This window comes from Burkholderia plantarii (genome assembly GCF_001411805.1).
Taxonomy (GTDB): Bacteria; Pseudomonadota; Gammaproteobacteria; order Burkholderiales; family Burkholderiaceae; genus Burkholderia; species Burkholderia plantarii.
This window is the reverse complement of the sequence record NZ_CP007213.1, coordinates 3,680,007-3,699,836: the sequence shown is the minus strand read 5'-3', so window position 1 is coordinate 3,699,836 and position 19,830 is coordinate 3,680,007. Positions and strand designations below refer to the sequence as shown.

The following is a 19,830-nucleotide window of genomic DNA, read 5'->3' as shown; positions in this document are numbered from 1 at the left end:
ACGATGCTCGCCTACATACTCAGACGCCTGCTGCTGATGATCCCGACCATCCTCGGCGTGGTGACGATCACCTTCGTGGTCACGCAGTTCGTGCCGGGCGGGCCGGTCGAGCAGGTGCTCACGCAGCTGCGCCACGGCGGCGCGCGCGGCGGCGAGGGCGGCGGTAGCGGCGGCGGCTATCACGGCAGCCAGGGCGTGGACCCGCAGCAGATCGAGCAGATCAAGAAGCAGTTCGGCTTCGACAAGCCGCCGCTCACGCGCTACCTGATGATGCTCCGCAGCTACGTGCGCTTCGACCTGGGCCAGTCGTACTACGCGCACCGCAGCGTGTGGTCGGTGATCCGCTCCAAGCTGCCGGTGTCGATCACGCTCGGGCTCTGGACGGTGCTCCTCACCTACCTGATCGCGGTGCCGCTCGGCATCGCCAAGGCGGTGCGCAACGGCTCGCGCTTCGACACCGTGACGAGCGTGATGGTGCTGACCGGCTACGCGATCCCCGGCTTCGTGCTGGGCGTGCTGCTGCTGATGCTGTTCGGCGGCGGCACGTTCTGGCAGGTGTTCCCGATGCGCGGCATCACCTCCGACAACTTCGCCGACCTGTCGCTGGCCGGCAAGGTGCTCGACTACCTCTGGCACATCGTGCTGCCGGTCACGGCGGCCGTGGTCGGCAACTTCGCGATCGTCACGATCCTGACCAAGAACACGTTCCTGGAGGAGATCGGCCGGCAATACGTGCTGACCGCGCGCGCCAAGGGCGCGCCCGAGCGCGACGTGCTCTGGAAGCACGTGCTGCGCAACGCCGCGATCCCGCTCGTCACCGGCCTGCCCGCCGCGTTCGTGGGCGCGTTCCTGAACGGCAACCTGCTGATCGAGACGCTGTTCTCGCTCGACGGGATGGGCCAGCTCTCCTACGACTCCGTGATCCGCCGCGATTACCCGGTCGTGCTCGGCTCGCTGTTCCTGTTCACGCTGATCGGCCTCATCACCAAACTCATCGCTGACGTCTGCTATGTCCTCGTCGACCCCCGCATCCAATTCTCCCGCCTGGACCACTGATCCGGTGGCCGGCCTGCAGGCCTCGCCGTCGCCGTGGCGGCGCACCTGGCGGCGGTTTCGCGGCCAGCCGCTCGGCTACTGGAGCTTCGTGATCTTCACCACGCTGTTCGTGGTGAGCCTGTTCGCCGAGGTGCTCTCGAACGACCGTCCGCTGGTGGTGCGCTACGAAGGGCATTATTACTTCCCGATCGTGAAGGACTACCCCGAGACGCTGTTCGGCGGCGATTTCCCGGCCAAGGCCAACTACCTCGACCCGTACATCCGCGAGCGCATCGAGACGCACGGCAACTTCGCGATCTATCCGCCGAGCCGCTACCGCTACGACACGATCGACTACTTCGCCGCGAACCCGTATCCGGCGCGGCCCTCGGCCAGCAACTGGCTCGGCACCGACCAGTTCGGCCGCGACGTGCTCGCGCGGCTGCTCTACGGGTTCCGGCTGTCGGTGCTGATGGCGTTCGCGCTGACGATCTCGGGCGTGGTGATCGGGGTTGCCACGGGCGCGCTGCAGGGCTTCTACGGCGGGCGCACCGACCTGATCGGCCAGCGCCTGATCGAGATCTGGAGCGCGATGCCCGACCTCTACCTGCTGATCATCTTCGCCTCGATCTTCAACCCGTCGCTGTGGCTGCTGTTCCTGCTGCTGTCGATGTTCGGCTGGCTGGTGCTGTCCGACTACGTGCGCGCCGAGTTCCTGCGCAACCGCGCGCTCGACTACGTGAAGGCCGCGCGCACGATGGGCCTGACCAGCGGCCAGATCATCTGGCGCCACGTGCTGCCCAACAGCCTCACGCCCGTCATCACGTTCCTGCCGTTCCGCATGAGCGCGGCGATCCTGTCGCTGACCAGCCTCGACTTCCTCGGGCTCGGCGTGCCGCCGCCCACCCCGAGCCTCGGCGAGCTGCTGCAGGAGGGCAAGAGCAACCTCGACGCCTGGTGGATCTCGATCTCGGCGTTCGCCGCGCTGGTCATCACGCTGCTGCTGCTGACCTTCATGGGCGACGCGCTGCGCAACGCGCTCGACACGCGCACGCGCGGTTCGGCTTTCGGCGGGGGCAAGTGATGACGGCACCGCTGTTGCAGATCGAGCATTTCTCGGCGAAGTTCGGCGCTCGCGCCGCCGTGCAGGATCTTTCGCTGTCCGTGGCGCGCGGCGAGCGCGTCGCGCTGGTGGGCGAGTCGGGCTCGGGCAAGAGCGTGACGGCGCTGTCGATCCTGCGCCTGGTGCGCGAGGCCGAGCTGTCGGGGCGCATCCTGCTGGACGGCGACGACCTGCTCGCGAAGAGCGAGCAGCAGATGCGCGGGATCCGCGGCGCCGACGTCGCGATGGTGTTCCAGGAGCCGATGACGGCGCTCAACCCGCTCTACACGGTCGGCAAGCAGATCGCCGAGAGCCTGCGCCTGCACGAGGGGCTGCGGCCCGGCGCGGCGCGCGCGCGCGGCATCGAGTTGCTGCGCCGCACCGGGATTCCCGAGCCGGAGCGGCGCATCGACAGCTTCCCGCACCAGCTGTCGGGCGGCCAGCGCCAGCGCGCGATGATCGCGATGGCGCTGGCCTGCCGGCCGCGCCTCTTGCTCGCCGACGAGCCGACCACCGCGCTCGACGTGACGGTGCGCCAGCAGATCGTCGACCTGCTGATCGAGCTGCAGGAGCAGGAGGCCGCCACGCGCGGCATGGCGGTGCTGCTGATCACCCACGACCTGAACCTGGTGCGCCGCTTCGCGCAGCGCGTCGCGGTGATGGAGAAGGGCGTGCTGGTGGAGACCAACGCCACCGCCGAGCTGTTCGCGAACCCGCAGCATCCGTATACGCGGCGCCTGCTCGACAGCGAGCCGGTGCGCGCGGTCGAGCCGGTGGCGCCCGACGCGCGGCCGATCCTCGACGTGCGCGAGGTGGCCGTCGACTACCGCACGGCCGGCAAGGGCCTTGCCTCGCTGTTCGGCAAGACCGCCTTTCGCGCCGTCCACGAGGTGAGCCTCACGCTGCGGCGCGGCGAGACGGTCGGGATCGTCGGTGAATCGGGCTCGGGCAAGTCGACGCTGGCCTCGGCGGTGCTCGGCCTGCAGCGGCCGGCCGCCGGCGCGATCGAGATCGACGGGCTGCCGCTCGCCGAGGTGCGCGGCGCGCGCGGCAAGCGCGAGCTGTACGGGCGCATGCAGGTGGTGTTCCAGGATCCGTTCGGCTCGCTGTCGCCGCGCATGACCGTCGAGCAGATCGTCGGCGAGGGGCTCACGCTGCACCGGCCGGGGATGACGGTGCCGGCACGGCGTGCGAGAATCGCCGCGCTGCTGGAGGAAGTCGGCCTGCCGGGCGAGGCGATGCTGCGTTACCCGCACGAGTTCTCGGGCGGCCAGCGGCAGCGCATCGCGATCGCGCGCGCGCTCGCCGTCGAGCCCGAGCTGCTGGTGCTCGACGAGCCCACCAGCGCACTCGACGTGTCGATCCAGAAGCAGGTGCTGAACCTGCTCACCAATCTGCAGAAGAAATACCGGCTCAGCTATCTGTTCATCACCCACGATCTCGCGGTGATGCGCGCGATGGCGCACCGGGTGATCGTGATGAAGAGCGGCCGGGTGGTGGAGTCGGGCGACGCGCTCGACGTGCTGAACGCGCCGTCCCACGCCTATACCAGGGCGCTGCTCGCGTCGTCGCTGCTCGCGGCGCCGCGCGCGGCCGAGGAGAGCGCGAATGAGTGAAACACGCTGGGCCGAGGCGGCCCGCAACCTGCGCGGCGACGCCGATTTCTGGTCGCTGCGCGTGGTCGACGAACGGACCGACGAACACGCGGTGCGCAACGACGTGGCCGAGCCGCTCAAGCGCAGCCGCGACCGCGGCGCGATGCTGACCGCCTGGTGCGGCGCGGGCGCCGGCTACGCGGCCACGCCCGACCTGTCGCCGGCCGGCCTGCAGGCCGCGCTCGACGTCGCGATCGCGCGCGCGCGGGCCAGCGCGGCCTGGTCGCTGATCGACCATCGCGGCGCCGCGCGCCCCGCGCAGGACGGCAGCTTCGCCTCGCCCGGCGTCGACGCCGCGCGGCCCACGCGCGCCGAATGGGTCGACCGGCTCGCGCACGAATGCGCCGCCGCCGCGCTCGACGCGCGCATCGTCGAGCGCACCGCCAGCCTGCTGCTGATCGACACCGACCAGTTCTACCTGACGAGCGACGGCGTGCGCATCGTGCAGCGCTTCGCGTTCGCCGCGCCCGAGCTGCAGGTGGTCGCGCATGCCGACGGCGACACCGAGATGCGCTCGCTCGGCGGCGGCGGTCTGCTCGCGCAGGGCGGCGCCGAGCTGCTGGCGCGCGCCGGCTTCGACGGCGCCGGCGCGCGCGTGGCGGCCGAGGCGCTGCAGCTGCTGGCCGCGCCGAACTGCCCGAGCGGCCCGCGCGACCTGCTGCTGATGCCCGACCAGATGATGCTGCAGATCCACGAGTCGATCGGCCATCCGCTCGAACTCGACCGCATCCTCGGCGACGAGCGCAACTTCGCCGGCTCGAGCTTCGTGAAGCCCGACATGTTCGGCAGCTACCGCTACGGCTCGCCGCTGCTCAACGTCACGTTCGCGCCCGAGGTGGCCGGCGAGGCCGCGTCGTATGGCTATGACGACGACGGCATGCGCGCCGAGCGCGCCTACCTGATCCGCGACGGCATCCTCGAACGGCCGCTCGGCGGGGCGCTGTCGCAGCGGCGCGCCGGGCTGCCCGGCGTTGCCAACACGCGCGCCTCGAGCTGGAACCGCCCGCCGATCGACCGCATGGCGAACCTCAACATCGAACCCGGCGACGCATCGCTCGACGCGCTGATCGCCGGCACCGAACGCGGCATCCTGATGCGCACCAACACCTCCTGGTCGATCGACGATCACCGCAACAAATTCCAGTTCGGCTGCGAATACGGCCAGCTGATCGAGAACGGCCGGCTCACGCAGGTGGTGCGCAAGCCCAACTATCGCGGCATCTCGGCCGGCTTCTGGCGCAGCCTGCGCGCCGTGGGCGACGCCAGCACCTTCGGCGTCCACGGCACGCCCTATTGCGGCAAGGGCGAGCCGGCGCAGATCATTCGCGTCGGGCATGCCTCGCCGGCCTGCGTGTTCGCCGACGTCGACGTGTTCGGAGGCGCCTGATGGACGATTCGCTGATGAGCGCGGTGCGCGCCGCGAACCGTGCCGGCTCGATCGACTGGCATGCCCACTTCATGCAGCTCGCCGACCAGGCCGACGCGCTGCGCCAGCCGGGCGAGACGATCCTGCTCTGGTTCGCCGGCGAGCAGTCCGACTTCGTGCGCTTCAACGCGGCGCGCGTGCGCCAGACCGGCCGCGTGCTGCAGGGCCGGCTCACGGTGCGGCTCGTGGCCGGCGCGCGGCAGGCCGCGCAGATGCAGACGCTGAGCGGCGACCGGGCGGCCGACCACGCCGAGCTGGCCGAGGCGCTGGCCGGATTGCGCGAGGCCGTGCGCGACGCCGCCGACGATCCGCACCTGCTGTTCGACACCAGCAGCTGGGTCCACACCACCTGCCGCCAGGGGCGCCTGCCCGATGCCGACGCGCTGGCCGCGCGCGTTGCCGAATGCGCGCGCGGGCTCGACTTCGTCGGCTTCCACGCCGGCGGCACGGTCGCGCGCGGCTTCGCGTCGTCCACCGGCAGCCGCGGCTGGCACGAGGTCGAGAACTTCAACTTCAGCTGGTCGCTGTACGACCCGAGCGGGCGCGCCATCAAGTCCGTCTACGCCGGCGACGACTGGCAGGACGACACGTTCGCCGCGAAGCTCGACGAGGCCGCCGCGCGGCTGCCCGTGCTCGGCCGCGCGCCGAAGGCGCTGGCGCCGGGCCGCTACCGCACCTGGTTCGAGCCGGCCGCGGTGCGCGAGATGGTGGACCTGGCCGGCTGGTCGGGCTTCTCGGCGCGCGCCCAGCGCAGCGCGCGCGGCGCGCTGCAGCGGCTCTACGACGGCGAAACGGCGCTCGATCCGCGCGTGTCGATCCGCGAGGATCTCTCGCTCGGCGTGGCGCCCGCGTTCAGCGCCGACGGCTACCGGCGCGAGAGCGTGCCGCTCGTGGTCGAAGGGCGCGGCACCGCGCAACTGGTCAGCGCGCGCACCGCGCGCGAGCACGGCCTGGCGCCGAACGGCGCCGCCGCGCGCGAGGTGCCCGAGTCGCTCGCGATCGCGGGCGGCGATCTCGCCGATGCCGACGTGCTCGACGCGCTCGGCACCGGTCTCTACGTCGGCAATCTCTGGTACCTGAACTTCTCCGACCGCATCCACTGCCGGATGACCGGCATGACGCGCTTCGCGACGTTCTGGGTCGAGGACGGCCGGATCGTCGCGCCGGTCGAGGCGATGCGCTTCGACGACAGCTTCTATTCGCTGTTCGGCGGCGAGCTGGAGCGGCTCGGCGCCACGCCGCGCCTGCTGCTCGGCGAGGGCACCTACGACGAGCGCGAGACGGTCGGCGCGAGCGTGCCGGGCCTGCTCGCGCGCAACTTCGCGCTGACGCTGTGAGCGAGCGCGCGGCCGCCCCGGCATCGGCCCCGCCCACGGCCGGCCGCGAGGCGCACGCGCCGGTGGTGATCCGCGCGCTGCGCGGCGACGACGCCGAGGCGCTGCATGCGCTGCTGTCGCGGCCGGCCGTGGCCGCGTGGCGGATCGAGGCGCCGCATCGCTCGCTCGCCTGGCGGCGTGACTGGCTCGGCAAGCTGCTCGCGCAGCGTCACGGCTTCGGCGCCTGGGCCGACGGCACGCTGGCCGGCTTCGGCGAACTCGCGCCGCTGCGGCTGCGCCGCCAGCACGCGGCGACGCTCGAACTGGCCGTCCACGACGGCTGGCGGCGTCGCGGCGTCGGCACAGCGCTGCTGCGCGAGATGCTGCGCTTCGCCGACCGCTGGCTCGGGCTGCGCCGGCTCGAACTCGACCTGCACGCCGACGACACGGCCGCGCTGGCGCTTTACGCCGGCTTCGGCTTCGAGACCGAGGGGTTCCGGCGCGGCGGCCTGCTGCGCGATGGCGCGCTGGTCGATCTGCGGATGCTCGCGCGGCTGCGCGCGCCGATGCCGGAGGCGGCACCCGCCGATCCGGCGGCGCGCGCGCCGGACGCTTCGCCGGTCTCGAACGACGTGAACGCTTCGAATGGCGGCACGGACCATCCACGCGATCCGCGCGATCCGCTGCGGGAGGGTCGCGCATGAGCGAGCGCGCGCTCGCGGCGGCCGTGATCGTGCGCCCCTACGAAGGCGCCGACGCGGCGGCCATCTCCGCGATCCACCAGCAGCCGCACGCGTTGCGCAACACGCTGGCGATGCCGTTTCGCGCGCCCGAGACGATCGCTGCCTGGCACGAGCCGCTCGAACGCGGCGCCACCGGCGGCTTCGCGCTCTGTGCCGTGGCGGGCGGCGAGGTGGTCGGCCACGTCGCGCTGTTCGTGCAGCCGGCGCCGCGCGCCCACGCGGCCAGCTTCGGCATCGCCGTCCACGACGCGCATGCCGGACGCGGGATCGGCGCGCGCCTGATGCGCGAGATGCTGGCCGCCGCCGATGGCGCGCTGGGCCTGCGACGCATCGAGCTGACCGTGTTCGACGACAACCATCGCGCAATCGACCTCTACGCGCGCTTCGGCTTCGTGGTCGAGGCGCGCCAGCGCGCGTTCGCGGTTCGCGACGGCGAGCTGGCCGACGTGCTGTCGATGGCGCGCGTGACCGGCGCGCCGCCGCTCGTGCCGGTCACGCAACGGAGCTGATCGATGCCGTCGTTTTTCATCGACCGCCCGGTGTTCGCCTGGATCGTCGCGCTGGCGATCGTGGTGGCCGGCCTGCTCGCGATCCCGCAGCTGCCGGTCGCGCAGTATCCGCGCCTCGCGCCGCCGCGCGTGGTGGTGTCGGCGACCTACCCGGGCGCCGCGCCCGAGACCGTCGACGAGGACGTGGCCAGCATCATCGAGGAGAGCCTCGACGGCATCGACCGCCTGCAGTTCTACGAAACCACCAGCGACAGCCACGGCAACCTCGAGATCGACGTGACCTTCGAGCCCGGCACCGACCCCGACATCGCCGTGGTGGAGGTGCAGAACCGCCTCAAGCAGGTGGAGGCGCGCCTGCCGCAGCAGGTGGTGCAGCAGGGCATCGACGTCTTCAAGTCGGCCAACACGTTCCTGATGCTCGTCACGCTGGCGTCCACCGAAGGCGGCCAGGATTCCACCACGCTCGGCGATTTTCTGACCCGCAACCTGCTGCGCGAGATCAAGCGCGTGCCGGGCGTGGGCGCCGCCACGCTGTGGGACGCCGACGTCGCGCTGCGGATCTGGCTCGATCCGATGAAGCTGCGCGAATTTGGGCTCGGCGCCGACGACGTGATCGCGGCGGTGAGCGCGCAGAACGCCACCGTCACGGCCGGCGCGATCGGCGACACGCCGTTCGAGCCCGGCCAGCAGCTGACCGCCTCGGTGATCGTGAAGGGGCAGCTCGCCACGCCGGCCGAGTTCGGCCGGATCGTGCTGAAGGCGCAGCCCGACGGCTCGGCGGTGCGCCTGGCCGACGTCGCGCGCATCGAGATCGGCCGCGACGACTACTCGTACTGGTCGCGCCTGAACGGCAAGCCGGCCGCCGCGATCGGTATCCAGCTCGGTCCGCGCGGCAACGCGCTCGACACCTCGAACGCGATCCACGCGCGGATCGCCGCGTTGCAGAAGCGCCTGCCGCCCGGCGCCGAGATCCGCGTGCCGTTCGACAGCGCGCATTTCGTCAAGCTCGCGATCGACGAGGTGGTGCTGACGCTCGTCGAAGCCGTGGTGCTCGTGTTCCTCGTGATGTGGGTGTTCCTGCGCGGGCTGCGCTACACGCTGGTGCCGGCCGTGGTGATTCCAGTCACGCTGATGGGCGCGTTCGTGGCGATGTGGGCATTCGGGCTGTCGATCAACGTATTCACGATGTTCGGGCTGGTGCTCGCGATCGGCATCCTGGTGGACGACGCGATCGTGGTGGTCGAGAGCGTCCACCGCATCATGGAGGACGAGGGGCTGCCGCCGCGCGAGGCCACGCGGCGCGCGATGCGGCGCATCGGCGGCGCGATCGTGGGCGTGACGGCGGTGCTGACCGCCGTGTTCGTGCCGATGGCGTTCTTCCCCGGCGGGGTGGGCGGCATCTACCGGCAGTTCTCGATCGCGATGATCGCGTCGATGGCGGTGTCGTCGTTCGTCGCGCTGTCGCTCACGCCGGCGCTGTGCGCGAGCCTGCTCCAGCCGGTCGCGGCGGGCGGCCCGGCCGCGCGGCGGCGCGTACCCGCGCTCGCCACGAGCGCGGCCGACGCGTTCTCGCGCGGCTTCGACCGGCTCGGCGCGCGCTACCGCCGGCTGGTGGCGTTCACGATCGACCGGCCGCGGCCGGTGCTGCTCGTCTACGCGGCGCTGGTCGCGCTCTGCGCGCTGCTGGCCTGGATGATTCCGGGCGGCTTCCTGCCCGCGGAGGACACCGGGCAGCTGCAGGTGATGCTGCAGCTGCCGGCCGGCGCCACCCAGGCGCGCACGCTGGCCGTGGTCGAGCGCGTCGAGTCGATCCTCGCGCGCGAGCCGGCGGTGGCCAACGTGACGAGCGTGATCGGCTGGAGCTTCGCGAGCAGCGGCCAGAACGTGGCGATGGCGTTCGTCGAGCTGAAGGACTGGGCGCGCCGCGGCACCGGCGCGCTGGCGCTGCGCGACCGGCTCAACGGCGCGTTCGCGAAGATCGTCGACGCCGACGTCGACGTGTCGCTGCCGCCGCCGGTGCCGGGCCTCGGCCACGGCGACGGCTTCACGCTGCGCCTCGAGGACCGCGGCGGGGTGGGGCTCGACGCGCTGAAGGCGGCGCGCGCGCAGCTGGTGGCGGCGGCGCGCGCCGACTCGCGGCTCGCCGCGATCCGCACCGAGGACCAGCCCGACGGCCCGCGCGTGGAGCTCGAGATCGACCGCGCCAAGGCCTACGCGCTCGGGGTGCCGTTCGAGCGGCTGTCGAGCCTGCTCGGCGGCACCTTCGGCTCGAACTACGTCAACGACTTTCCGGCCAACGGCCGGATGCGGCGCGTGATCGTCGAGGCCGACGCCGGCGCGCGCATGTCCGACGACGCGCTGATGGCGCTGATGGTGCCGAACCACGGCGGCCAGATGGTGCCGCTCTCGGCGATCGCCACGCGGCGCTGGAGCGTGGGGCCGGTGGCGCTGTCGCGCTTCAACGGCTATCCGTCGCTCGACGTGAGCGGCCGCAGCGCGCCGGGCGTCAGTTCGGGCGCGGCGATGGCGCAGATGGAGCGGCTTGCCGCGGCGCTGCCGGCCGGCATCGATTTCGACTGGGTGGACGCGGCGCGCGAGCAGCGCGAGGCCGCGCGCCAGACGCCGCTCCTGATCGGCCTGTCGGTGCTGGCCGTGTTCATGGTGCTGGCCGCGCTCTACGAGAGCTGGATCGTGCCGTTCGCGGTGCTGACCATCCTGCCGCTCGGCGCGGCCGGCGCGCTGGCCGCGGCGCTCGCGCGCGACCTGCCGAACGACGTCTATTTCAAGGTCGGGCTGATCACCGTGATCGGGCTGGCGGCGAAGAACGCGATCCTGATCGTGCAGTTCGCGCGCGACGCGCACCGGCGCGGCACCGCGCTGCGCGAGGCGGTGCTCGACGCGGCCGCGCTGCGGTTCCGGCCGATCGTGATGACCTCGATGGCGTTCCTGCTCGGCGTGGTGCCGCTCGTGCTCGCGACCGGCGCCGGCGCCGAGAGCCGGCGCTCGATCGGCACCGGCGCGTTCGGCGGCGTGCTGGCGGCCACGCTGTTCGGGCTTGCGTTCGCGCCGCTCGCCTATCGGCTGGTGGCCGGGTTGGGCCGCGCGCGCGGGGTGGCGGAGGCGGCCGACGTCGATCGCGGCGGCGGCGCGACGTCGGCCTGAGCGCCCGGCGGGCGCCGCCCGCTCACCGCCGTCGCGTGCCGGCCGCCGCCACCGGCTTTGATACGATGCACGCTTTCGCCTCCTCGGGTGTTTCGCGTGAATCGTCGTTTCGTGTCCCGTCTGCTTGCCCGTGCCGCCGCGTGGCGGGCCGCCGTCCAGCCTGTCGTGGCCGCCGCCGTCGCGCGCGCCCGGCCGCCCGTGGCGCAGGCGCTCGCCGCGCTGTGGGCGCAGATCCGGCGCCCGACGCGCCGCGGCGTGCTGATCGCCTGCGCCGTGCCGCCGGCGCTGCTGGTGCTCTACGTGCTGATCCTGATCCCGTTCACGCCGAGCATCGGCGACATCCGCAAGGCGCGCGTGGACGCGCCGGCCCAGGTGATGTCGGCCGACGGCAAGCTGCTCGCCGAGTTCAAGCCGTCGAACCGCGAATGGGTCGCGCTGGCCGACATCTCGCCGCACATGGTGGACGCGCTGATCGCCACCGAGGACCACCGCTTCTACCAGCACCACGGCCTCGACTGGCGGCGCACCGCCGGCGCCGCGCTGCACACGTTCTCGGGCGACCGGCAGGGCGGCTCCACCATTACCCAGCAGCTCGCGCGCAACCTTTATCCCGACCAGATCGGCCGCGCGCCCACGCTCACGCGCAAGCTCAAGGAAGCGATCACGGCGCTGAAGATCGAGGCCGTCTACAACAAGCAGCAGATCCTCGAGACCTATCTGAACACGGTGCCGTTCCTCTACAACGCCTACGGCGTGGAGATGGCCGCGCGCACCTATTTCGACAAGTCGGCCGACCAGCTCGACGTGCTCGACAGCGCGACGCTGGTGGGCATGCTCAAGGGCAACAGCTACTACAACCCGGTGATCAACCCCGAGCGCGCGCTGCAGCGGCGCAACACCGTGCTCGGGCAGATGGTGAAATACGGCAAGCTCTCGCCCGCGCAGTTCGCGGTGCTGCAGAAGAAGCCGCTGCGCATCGACTTCGAGCGCCAGAAGGAGCCGCCCGGCCCGGCGCCGCATTTCGCGCAGCAGCTGAAGAAATGGCTGATCGGCTGGGCCGACCGCAACGACTACAACGTCTATTCGGACGGCCTCGTCGTGCGCACCACGATCGACTCGCGGCTGCAGGCGATGGCCACCCAGGCCCTGAAGCTGCAGGCCAACCAGCTGCAGGGCATCGCCAACGGCGCCTGGAACGCCGGCAGCGGCTGCGCGCCGGGCAACGCGCTGTTCAAGACCTTCATGCGCGAATCGCCCGAATACAAGGCCGCGCGCGACGGCGGCGCCGACGACGACGCGGCGCTCAAGGCGCTCGGCCACGATCGCGAGTTCCTGCGCAACCTCTGCAAGGCCAAGGCAGACCTGCAGGCCGGCTTCGTTGCGATCGATCCGCGCGACGGCGCGATCCGTGCCTGGGTGGGCAGCCGCGACTTCGCCACCGAGCCGTTCGACCATGTGCAGCAGGCGCGCCGCCAGCCGGGCTCGACCTTCAAGCCGTTCGTCTACGGCGCCGCGTTCGCGGACGGCGCGAAGCCCACCGACACGTTCATCGACCAGCCGGTCGAGATTCCGCTGAAGGGCGGCGAGATCTGGCGCCCCGACGACGTCGAGCCGCCCACCGGCAAGCCGATGACGCTGGCCGACGCGCTCGCCTACTCGCGCAACCGCATCACCGCGCAGCTGATGCAGCAGGTCGGGCCGGCCAAGGTCGCGCGGCTCGCGCGCGCGATGGGCGTGCGCGACAGCACGCTGGAGGCGGTGCCGTCGCTCGCGCTCGGCACCAGCCCGGTCACGCTGAAGGAGATGGTGTCGGGCTACGCGACCATCGCGAACCTCGGCGGCTACGTCGAACCGCGCATGGTCACGCGCATCGAGGACCGCGACGGCCAGGTGCTGGCCGAATTCGCGCCGGCGCCGCCCGAGCGCGCGCTCGCGCCCGACGCGGCGCGCACGCTGGTGGAAACCATGCGCGGCGTGATCAATCGCGGCACCGGCGCGGCGATCCGCTCGCGCTTCGGGATCCGCGCCGACGTGGCCGGCAAGACCGGCACCACGCAGGGCAACACCGACGGCTGGTTCATCCTGATCCAGCCGCAGCTGGTGGCGGGCGCATGGGTGGGCTTCGACGACGGGCGCGTGACGCTCGGCGACACCTGGGGGCAGGGCGCGCGCAGCGCGCTGCCGATGGTCGGCGATTTCTACCAGCGCGCGTTCCGGGCCAGATTGATCGACGCGCACGCGAAGTTCGACACCGAGACGCCGCCGGGCTTCTTCGACACGCTGCGCGGCAAGCTCGACGACTGGATCGCTTATCTGTTCCCGGCCAGGTCGCCGAAACCGGCGGCGCCCGCTGCCTCGCGCGGACCGGCCCCGGCGCCCGCGCCGGACGCGGCGCAGCAGGCGGCCAGCGCCGCGAGCGCGGCCAGTGCGGCGAGCGCCGCCGCCGTGCCGGCCGAGGCGGCGTCGGACCCGCTCGGCGCGTTCCTGAACGGCGCGTCCGGCGCGGCGGGGGCCACGAGTACCACGGGGACGCCGGGCACGCGTCGGGCGCCGTCGGCGTCGGGCGTCGATACCTTCAGCGCGTCGGCGCCGCCGCTGCTGCCGGCGGCGCCGGCGAACGGCGGGCATGGCGGCAACGGCAACGCTGGAACCGGCGGCAGCGATGGCGGCGCGGGCAATGGTTTGCCGACCGAGGCGCCGTCCGAATCGCCGACGCCGACACCTGATACGCCGTCCGCGGGCGCGGGCGGCGGCGGCGCCCAATAGGACACGCCGGCATCGCCCCATGCCCGCGCGCGTGGAGCGATGCCCGGCGCCCGTGAGCGCGGCCGACCAGCTCGGCCGCGCGCCCGCCGGTCACCACGCCCGGCGCCATCGTGCCGCCGCCGCGCCCGCGGCCGGGCGGTGTTCACCCCCGGATAGTTTTTCTATCCGGCCTCGCCAGATCTTCTCGTTCGACGCCGCGGCGGCCGGCGACGATAGTCGAGCCAACGGGACGCCACGCACGGCACCCGCCGAAACCCCCTCTCGACGCACTTGAAGGAGCAACATCATGAAGCTGGCAAACAAGGTGGCACTGATCACGGGCGGTACCTCGGGCATCGGCCTGGAAGCCGCGAAGCTGTTTCGCGACGAAGGCGCGAAGGTGGTGGTGGTGGGCAGCAACGCGGCGCGCCTGAAGGACGCCGAGCGCGAGCTGGGCGATCAGGTCACCGCGCTGCAGGCCGACCTGCGCGACGCGGCGCAGATCGATCGCGCGATCGCCGAGGTGGTCGAGACGCATGGCCGGATCGACGTGGTGTTCGCCAACGCGGGCGCCGGCAGGGCCGCGCCGCTCGCGGCCGTGACCGCCGCACAGATCGAGGAGCAGTTCGCGCTGAACGTGACGGGCCTGTTCTTCACGATCCAGAAGGCGGCGCCGCATCTGGTGGACCGCGGCAGCATCGTGGTGACCACTTCGTTCCTGAACGAGGTCGGCACGCCGGGCCTGTCGATCCTGTCGGCGACCAAGGCCGCCGTGCGTTCGCTGGTGCGCTCGCTCGGCGCCGAACTCGCGCCGCGCGGCATCCGCGTGAACGCGGTCAGCCCCGGCCCGATCGCCACGCCGTTCGCGAGCAAGATGGGCATCCCCGAAGCGGACCTGCAGAAGTCGGGCGAGGCGCTCGCGGCGGCCGTGCCGCTCAAGCGGATCGGCGCGGCGGTGGAGGTCGCGAAGGCGGCGCTGTTCCTCGCCAGCGACGACGCGTCATACGTGACGGGCGCCGAACTCGTGGTGGACGGCGGCCTCTCGCAGATCTGATCCGACGCGGGTGTGGTTTGCGCGATAACCCGCGCAATGATTCGGACACCTGATGGGTTCGAGGTTGGAAGATCCGAAGGCGCAACGAAGCCGGCCCCGGTTCCGTCAGGACCGGGGCCGGCTGCATGTCGTGAGTCGCGTCGTGTCGCGCGCGGGGCCGTCTCAGGCTTTCTGCCGCGCGCGATAGGCGGCCACCTTCATGCGGTTGCCGCACATCGCCATGCTGCACCAGCGCCGCCGGTGCGATTTCGTGCGGTCGTGGAACATCAGCGTGCAGTCCTCGCATTCGCACTTGCGCACCAGCGTGAAATCGACGTCGGCGAGCAGCCGCGCGAGCGCCTCGGCCACCGGCAGCAGCGTGGCGGCCGGGTGCAGGGCGGTCTGCCGCGACACGATCTCGGGCTGCCCGCCCTTCTTCCATTGCAGTTCCAGATGCCGGCTGCCGAACCCGAGTACGTGGTTCAGCGCGGCCGGATCGCCCCATTTGCCGGCCTGGCGCTTCTCGACGAGCTGGCGCGCGGCCGTGCGCAGCTCGAGCGCGGCGCCCAGCAGGCCCGGCGGCGCGGTATCGCGATGGTCGTCGGGCAGCGCGCCGGCCTGGCGCAGCCACTCGATCACGCTCGCGTCGCTGGTGAGGTGGTCGCAGCGCCCGTCGCCGACGCCATAGGCGGTGTTGATGAAATCGAGCGCGAGGTTGTCGCCGACGAACAGCACCGGCGGCGCGCCCGTCGAGGTTTCGGTGCTCATCCTGCCCTCCCGGAAAAGTCGATGGACGGATTGTAACTCATAAAATTTCTGTTGACAGGTTACTGCTCGCATCGGTAACCTTCAAAAACGTTGTTGATGGTTACACAAAAACCGCGACACCTGTCCACGACATTTCCCTGTCGATTCATTACCGATAACTGGAGGTTTGCCATGAAGATCAACAAGCTGCTGATGGGCGCGCTGATGACGGTCGGCGTCGTGGGCGGCGACGCCGAAGCGGCCGCCTCGCACGTCGCGCCGGCCGCCGCCGTGCCGGTGGTCAGCCATCACTACGTGCAGGTGGACGACGTCAAGGTGTTCTACCGCGAGGCCGGCAGCCCGTCGGCGCCCACCGTGCTGCTGCTGCATGGCTTCCCGACCTCGTCGTTCATGTACCGCGACCTGATTCCGCGCCTGGCCGACCGCTACCACGTGATCGCGCCGGACCTGCCCGGCTTCGGCTTCACGCAGAGCCCGGACCGCAGCCGGTACGCCTACACGTTCGACCACCTCGCCAGCACCATCGACCACTTCACCGAAACGCTGCACCTCGACAAGTACGCGCTGCAGGTGTTCGACTACGGCGCGCCGGTCGGCTGGCGCCTCGCGGTCGCGCATCCGGAGCGCGTGACGGCGATCATTTCGCAGAACGGCAATGCCTACGTGGAAGGCCTGAGCGAAGGCTGGAATCCGATCCAGAAGTACTGGAAGGATCCGTCCGGGGAAAACCGCGACGCGCTGCGCGAGTTCCTGAAGCCCGAGGCGATCAGGTGGCAGTACACGCACGGCGTGAAGGATCCGGATGCAATCGCCCCCGAGGCCTACACGCTCGACGCCGCGTTCGTCGCGCGCCCCGGCAACGACGAGATCCAGCTCGACCTGTTCCGCGATTACGCGAGCAACGTCGCGCGTTATCCGGAATTCCAGGCCTACTTCCGGAAGTACCATCCGCCGATCCTCGCGGTGTGGGGCAAGAACGATCCGTTCTTCCTGCCGCCGGGCGCGGAGGCGTTCAAGCGCGACGTGCCGAACGCGGAAGTGCGTTTCTTCGACACCGGCCACTTCGCGCTCGAAACGCACGTCGCCGAGATCGCGCCGGTGATCCACCAGTTCCTCGACCGCAACGTGCCGCGTCGTTGAACCCTGGCCGCCGCCGGGGCGTATCTGGCGCGCGCTCGATGCGGGCGCCAGCGGCGGCCAAACGCGCGGCGGGCAGCTCCGCAGGCCGCCCGCCGCGCGATTGACCGGCCGCGGGGCCGCTGGGACAATCCGCTCGACGCCCGAGCGTTCCCTCAGCCTTTCGTCGAGCCCCGATCATGCGCGCACCGAACAACCTGAACGCCCTTCGCGCCTTCGAGGCGGTGGCGCGGCACCTGAGCTATCCGGCCGCCGCGGCCGAGCTGAACGTCACGCCGGCCGCCGTCGGGCAGCTGATCCGCGGGCTCGAGAGCTACCTCGACGTCGAGCTGTTCCATCGCGCGGGTTCGGGGCCGTCGCGCCTGACGCCGACCGACGCGGCGCGCGTCGCGCTGCCCGAGCTGCAGGCGGGCTTCGACCTGCTGTCAACGGCGGTCGAGCGGCTGCGCGCGAGCAAGTCGCGGATCGTGTTCACGGTCACGGTGCCGCCCGCGTTCGCCGACAAGTGGCTGCTCTGGCGCGTCGAGTCGTTCCAGGCGCAGCATCCGTATTACGACCTGCGCATCGACACGAGCCGCGAACTGGTCGACTTCACCACGAAGCGGATCGACGTCGGCATTCGCTACGGCCGCGGCGCATGGCCCGACATGGTGTCGACCTACCCGTTGCGCGACGATTTCTTTCCGGTCTGCAGCCCCGCGCTGATGCGGGGCGAGCATCCGCTGACGAGCCCGGCCGAGCTGCGGCATCACCGGCTGCTGCACGACATCTCGATGAGCGACTTCGGCGTGTTCCCGACCTGGCGCTCGTGGCTGGGCAAGGCCGGCCACCTGAAGGACGTCGATTGCGATCGCGGCCTGCAACTGAGCGATTCGGCCGCCGCCTACCAGACCGCGATCTCGGGCAACGGCGTCGCGCTCGGGCGCACCACGCTGGTCGAACGCGACCTCGCCGAAGGGCGCCTCGTGCGCCCGTTCGAACTCGCGCAGACCTGCGAGCTGGCCTATTACCTCGTCTATCGCAAGGAGCGCGAGAACGAGGCGCCGGTGGTGGCGTTCCGCGAATGGTTGCTGGGGCAGGTGGGTGCGTGAGGCCGGGCGTGAAGGTCCGGAACCTTCAAGCTTGAGTCGTCGCGGCCCCGGCGCCCGCCTCGCCGAGTAGCGCGATGCTTCGGGAAGTTGCCGCTGATGATCGAGGTCCGCGTCCGGTAAGCCGCCTTGACTCGCCCGATGCCATGTCACCCACGCCATCCCTCGGCGGGCTGTTTCCCAAGGATGGATCCTGTTCTCGAGCTTGATGCCCGGATCACCGGCAAAATCACGCGCGTCGTTGGTAACCAGAATGACGTCGAGTGCAATCGCGTGCGCGGCGATCAAGTTGTCGAGCGCGTGGCTTCGCGCACCGGCCCGTATGCCACCGCGCGGCGGCATCGAACGCGGCCATGGGGATGTCTTCAATCGGCGCGATCGGATTGCCGCGGCTCGGCGACTCGTCGCGACCATCCCGGTTGCGACCATCCCGCGCCCGAAGGCACGCAACATCATGTTTCATGTGATGGTCCTGCGTTCCGGAGCAGCGGCAAATCCGGATTCCTTCGCCGCACGAGGCCTTGCCTCGCGCGCTACCCATGCCGGCTCGAATGTCCGGATTTGTCCGCCCTGATTTCAGAAAAGGCAACACGCCGTCGCGCCCCTACTTGCGTGTCTTCGGCTTCGGCGCGTGCTTCGGCCAGTAAGGGAATTCTTCCTCGTGGACTTCGAAATCGAGTTCCATCACGCGCCGCTGCAAATGTTCCTGCGCGTCGGCCACGGCCTGGTTGTAGATCGACGGGCCGATTTCCTCGAGGAAGAACGCGAGCAGCGCGCCGGCCGTGACGTTGCCGATCGGCTCGTCCATGTGCTCTTCGAAGTAGCGTTGCAGCGAAGCGATGGCTTCGTCGCGTGTCGGTTTCGTCAGTTCGATGCCCATGCCGGTTGCCTTGCGCGAAGGGGGAGAGTGCGGATCTTAGCGCATCGCGCGGCCCGCGAATCCCGCGCCCGGTGGACGCTGGGCGAGGTGGTCTGGTGGGCGCCGTGCGGTCCGGCGCCGCCGCCGGCTCGGGCGTCTGGCATGCAAGCCGGTTCGGCCGCCGATTCGACGCCCCGCCGAGCCGGCGGCCGGCTCAACGCCCCGCCACGGCCTCGTCCGCCGCGATACCCAGCTCCCGCGCGCAGGCATCGAGCGCCTCGCCCAGCTCGGTGCGCGCGAGTTCGACGAAGCGCTTGATACGCGCATCGACGAACTGGCGCGACGAGTAGACCGCGTAAACGTTGCGCTGATGCGTATGAAACCCGGGCAGCACGCGCACGAGCCGTCCCGCGCGCAGTTCGTCGAGCGCCGCGAAGCCGGCGATCAGGCCGATGCCGGCGCCCTCGCGCAGCGCGGTGGCCATCGCCTCCATGTCGTTGACGGCGAGATGCGGGCCGGCGGGCCGGAACGTCGCCTCGCCGTGCGGGCCGTGCAGCTGCCAGACGTCGGGCGCGTAATCGACCGTGGCCAGCAGCACGCAGCGGTGATCGGCCAGATCCTCGGGCCGCGCCGGCGCCGGATGCGCGGCCAGATAGGCGGGCGAGGCCGCCAGCACGCAATGGCTGCTGCCGAGGCGCTGGCCGACGTAGGCCGAATCGGGCAGCGCACGGGCGATCACGATCGACACGTCGAGCTGGTCCTCGAGCAGGTTCGGCATGCGCTGCGACAGGCGCAGGTCGACGCTGACCTGCGGGAACGCGGCGCGGTAGGCGAGCACGGCGCGCGTGACGAGCCCGCGCCCGAGTCCCGGCACGCTGTGCACGCGCAGCAGGCCGCGCGGTTCGAGCAGCGCGTCGCGCGCCTCGGCCTCGGCATGGTCGAGATCGGCGAGGATCGCGGCGCAGCGCTCGTAGAAGCGCCGGCCCGCGTCGGTGACGGTCAGGCGACGCGTCGATCGGTGCAGCAGCCGCGTGTCCAGCGTTTCTTCCAGCGTGGAAACGGCGCGCGAGATGTTGCCGACCGTCGAGTCGAGATGATTCGCGACCGCCGTGAAGCTGCCCATCTCGACTACCTTCGCGAACACCGACATGTTGTGGAATTTGTCCATATGCGCTCCCTGGTTGCGGCTGGCCCGGGCCGGCCGCGGCCCGTCGACGAGCGTGCATGATGAATTCGCCGCGCCGTTCCGGCA

Annotated in this window: 15 protein-coding genes and 1 pseudogene; 12 read left to right on the top strand and 4 right to left on the bottom strand. The window is 71.2% G+C overall.

The window, feature by feature from the left end:
- Positions 1 to 3 precede the first annotated feature (3 nt).
- The 10 genes from bpln_RS32405 to bpln_RS32360 all read left to right on the top strand — a co-directional run bounded on the left by bpln_RS32405 (position 4) and on the right by bpln_RS32360 (position 14,747).
- Positions 4 to 1,056 (top strand): microcin C ABC transporter permease YejB, encoded by a 1,053-nt coding sequence (locus bpln_RS32405; RefSeq protein ID WP_042629156.1) that lies wholly within the window; start codon positions 4 to 6, stop codon positions 1,054 to 1,056.
- On the top strand, positions 1,010 to 2,119 hold the full coding sequence (locus bpln_RS32400) for an ABC transporter permease (protein WP_042629155.1): 1,110 nt from the start codon (positions 1,010 to 1,012) through the stop codon (positions 2,117 to 2,119). The genes bpln_RS32405 and bpln_RS32400 overlap by 47 nt, the downstream gene beginning before the upstream one ends.
- Complete coding sequence (locus bpln_RS32395) at positions 2,119 to 3,753, top strand: ABC transporter ATP-binding protein (protein ID WP_055141102.1); 1,635 nt, start codon at positions 2,119 to 2,121, stop codon at positions 3,751 to 3,753. The genes bpln_RS32400 and bpln_RS32395 overlap by 1 nt, the downstream gene beginning before the upstream one ends.
- The gene (locus tag bpln_RS32390) at positions 3,746 to 5,179 is read left to right on the top strand and encodes a TldD/PmbA family protein (protein WP_055141101.1); all 1,434 of its coding nucleotides are present in this window, start codon (positions 3,746 to 3,748) and stop codon (positions 5,177 to 5,179) included. The genes bpln_RS32395 and bpln_RS32390 overlap by 8 nt, the downstream gene beginning before the upstream one ends.
- Positions 5,179 to 6,555 (top strand): metallopeptidase TldD-related protein, encoded by a 1,377-nt coding sequence (locus tag bpln_RS32385; RefSeq protein WP_080937531.1) that lies wholly within the window; start codon positions 5,179 to 5,181, stop codon positions 6,553 to 6,555. The genes bpln_RS32390 and bpln_RS32385 overlap by 1 nt, the downstream gene beginning before the upstream one ends.
- Positions 6,552 to 7,238, top strand: a complete 687-nt coding sequence (locus tag bpln_RS32380; RefSeq protein ID WP_055141100.1) for a GNAT family N-acetyltransferase — start codon at positions 6,552 to 6,554, stop codon at positions 7,236 to 7,238. Before bpln_RS32385 ends, bpln_RS32380 begins: the two co-directional genes overlap by 4 nt.
- Entirely contained in the window at positions 7,235 to 7,786 is a 552-nt protein-coding gene (locus bpln_RS32375; RefSeq protein ID WP_055141099.1) for a GNAT family N-acetyltransferase, read from the top strand. Before bpln_RS32380 ends, bpln_RS32375 begins: the two co-directional genes overlap by 4 nt.
- A gap of 3 nt (positions 7,787 to 7,789) precedes the next feature.
- Positions 7,790 to 10,948 (top strand): multidrug efflux RND transporter permease subunit, encoded by a 3,159-nt coding sequence (locus bpln_RS32370; RefSeq protein WP_055141098.1) that lies wholly within the window; start codon positions 7,790 to 7,792, stop codon positions 10,946 to 10,948.
- A 198-nt stretch (positions 10,949 to 11,146) separates the two neighbouring features.
- A complete protein-coding gene (locus tag bpln_RS32365) occupies positions 11,147 to 13,714 on the top strand; it encodes a penicillin-binding protein 1A (RefSeq protein WP_420807391.1) in 2,568 nt (855 codons plus the stop codon).
- A 286-nt stretch (positions 13,715 to 14,000) separates the two neighbouring features.
- On the top strand, positions 14,001 to 14,747 hold the full coding sequence (locus bpln_RS32360; protein WP_055141097.1) for an SDR family NAD(P)-dependent oxidoreductase: 747 nt from the start codon (positions 14,001 to 14,003) through the stop codon (positions 14,745 to 14,747).
- 162 nt (positions 14,748 to 14,909) lie between these two features.
- Here bpln_RS32360 and bpln_RS32355 read toward each other — a convergent pair whose 3' ends face one another.
- Positions 14,910 to 15,494, bottom strand: coding sequence for a CGNR zinc finger domain-containing protein (locus bpln_RS32355; RefSeq protein ID WP_055141096.1), 585 nt, complete (start codon positions 15,492 to 15,494; stop codon positions 14,910 to 14,912).
- A gap of 204 nt (positions 15,495 to 15,698) precedes the next feature.
- Between bpln_RS32355 and bpln_RS32350 the strand changes: the two genes are divergently transcribed.
- A complete protein-coding gene (locus bpln_RS32350) occupies positions 15,699 to 16,634 on the top strand; it encodes an alpha/beta fold hydrolase (protein ID WP_226993830.1) in 936 nt (311 codons plus the stop codon).
- Positions 16,635 to 16,810: 176 nt separating this feature from the next.
- Positions 16,811 to 17,722, top strand: coding sequence for a LysR substrate-binding domain-containing protein (locus tag bpln_RS32345; protein ID WP_055141095.1), 912 nt, complete (start codon positions 16,811 to 16,813; stop codon positions 17,720 to 17,722).
- A gap of 192 nt (positions 17,723 to 17,914) precedes the next feature.
- Here bpln_RS32345 and bpln_RS38090 read toward each other — a convergent pair.
- From bpln_RS38090 to bpln_RS32335, 3 genes and pseudogenes are all read right to left on the bottom strand, one after another.
- Positions 17,915 to 18,110: pseudogene (locus tag bpln_RS38090) on the bottom strand (VapC toxin family PIN domain ribonuclease); the annotation flags it as partial.
- Positions 18,111 to 18,323: 213 nt separating this feature from the next.
- Entirely contained in the window at positions 18,324 to 18,599 is a 276-nt protein-coding gene (locus bpln_RS32340; RefSeq protein WP_042629146.1) for a DUF2164 domain-containing protein, read from the bottom strand.
- A gap of 193 nt (positions 18,600 to 18,792) precedes the next feature.
- Positions 18,793 to 19,746: a LysR family transcriptional regulator gene (locus bpln_RS32335; protein ID WP_042629145.1), complete on the bottom strand. Its 954-nt coding sequence runs from the start codon at positions 19,744 to 19,746 to the stop codon at positions 18,793 to 18,795.
- Between the last annotated feature and the right edge of the window lie 84 nt (positions 19,747 to 19,830).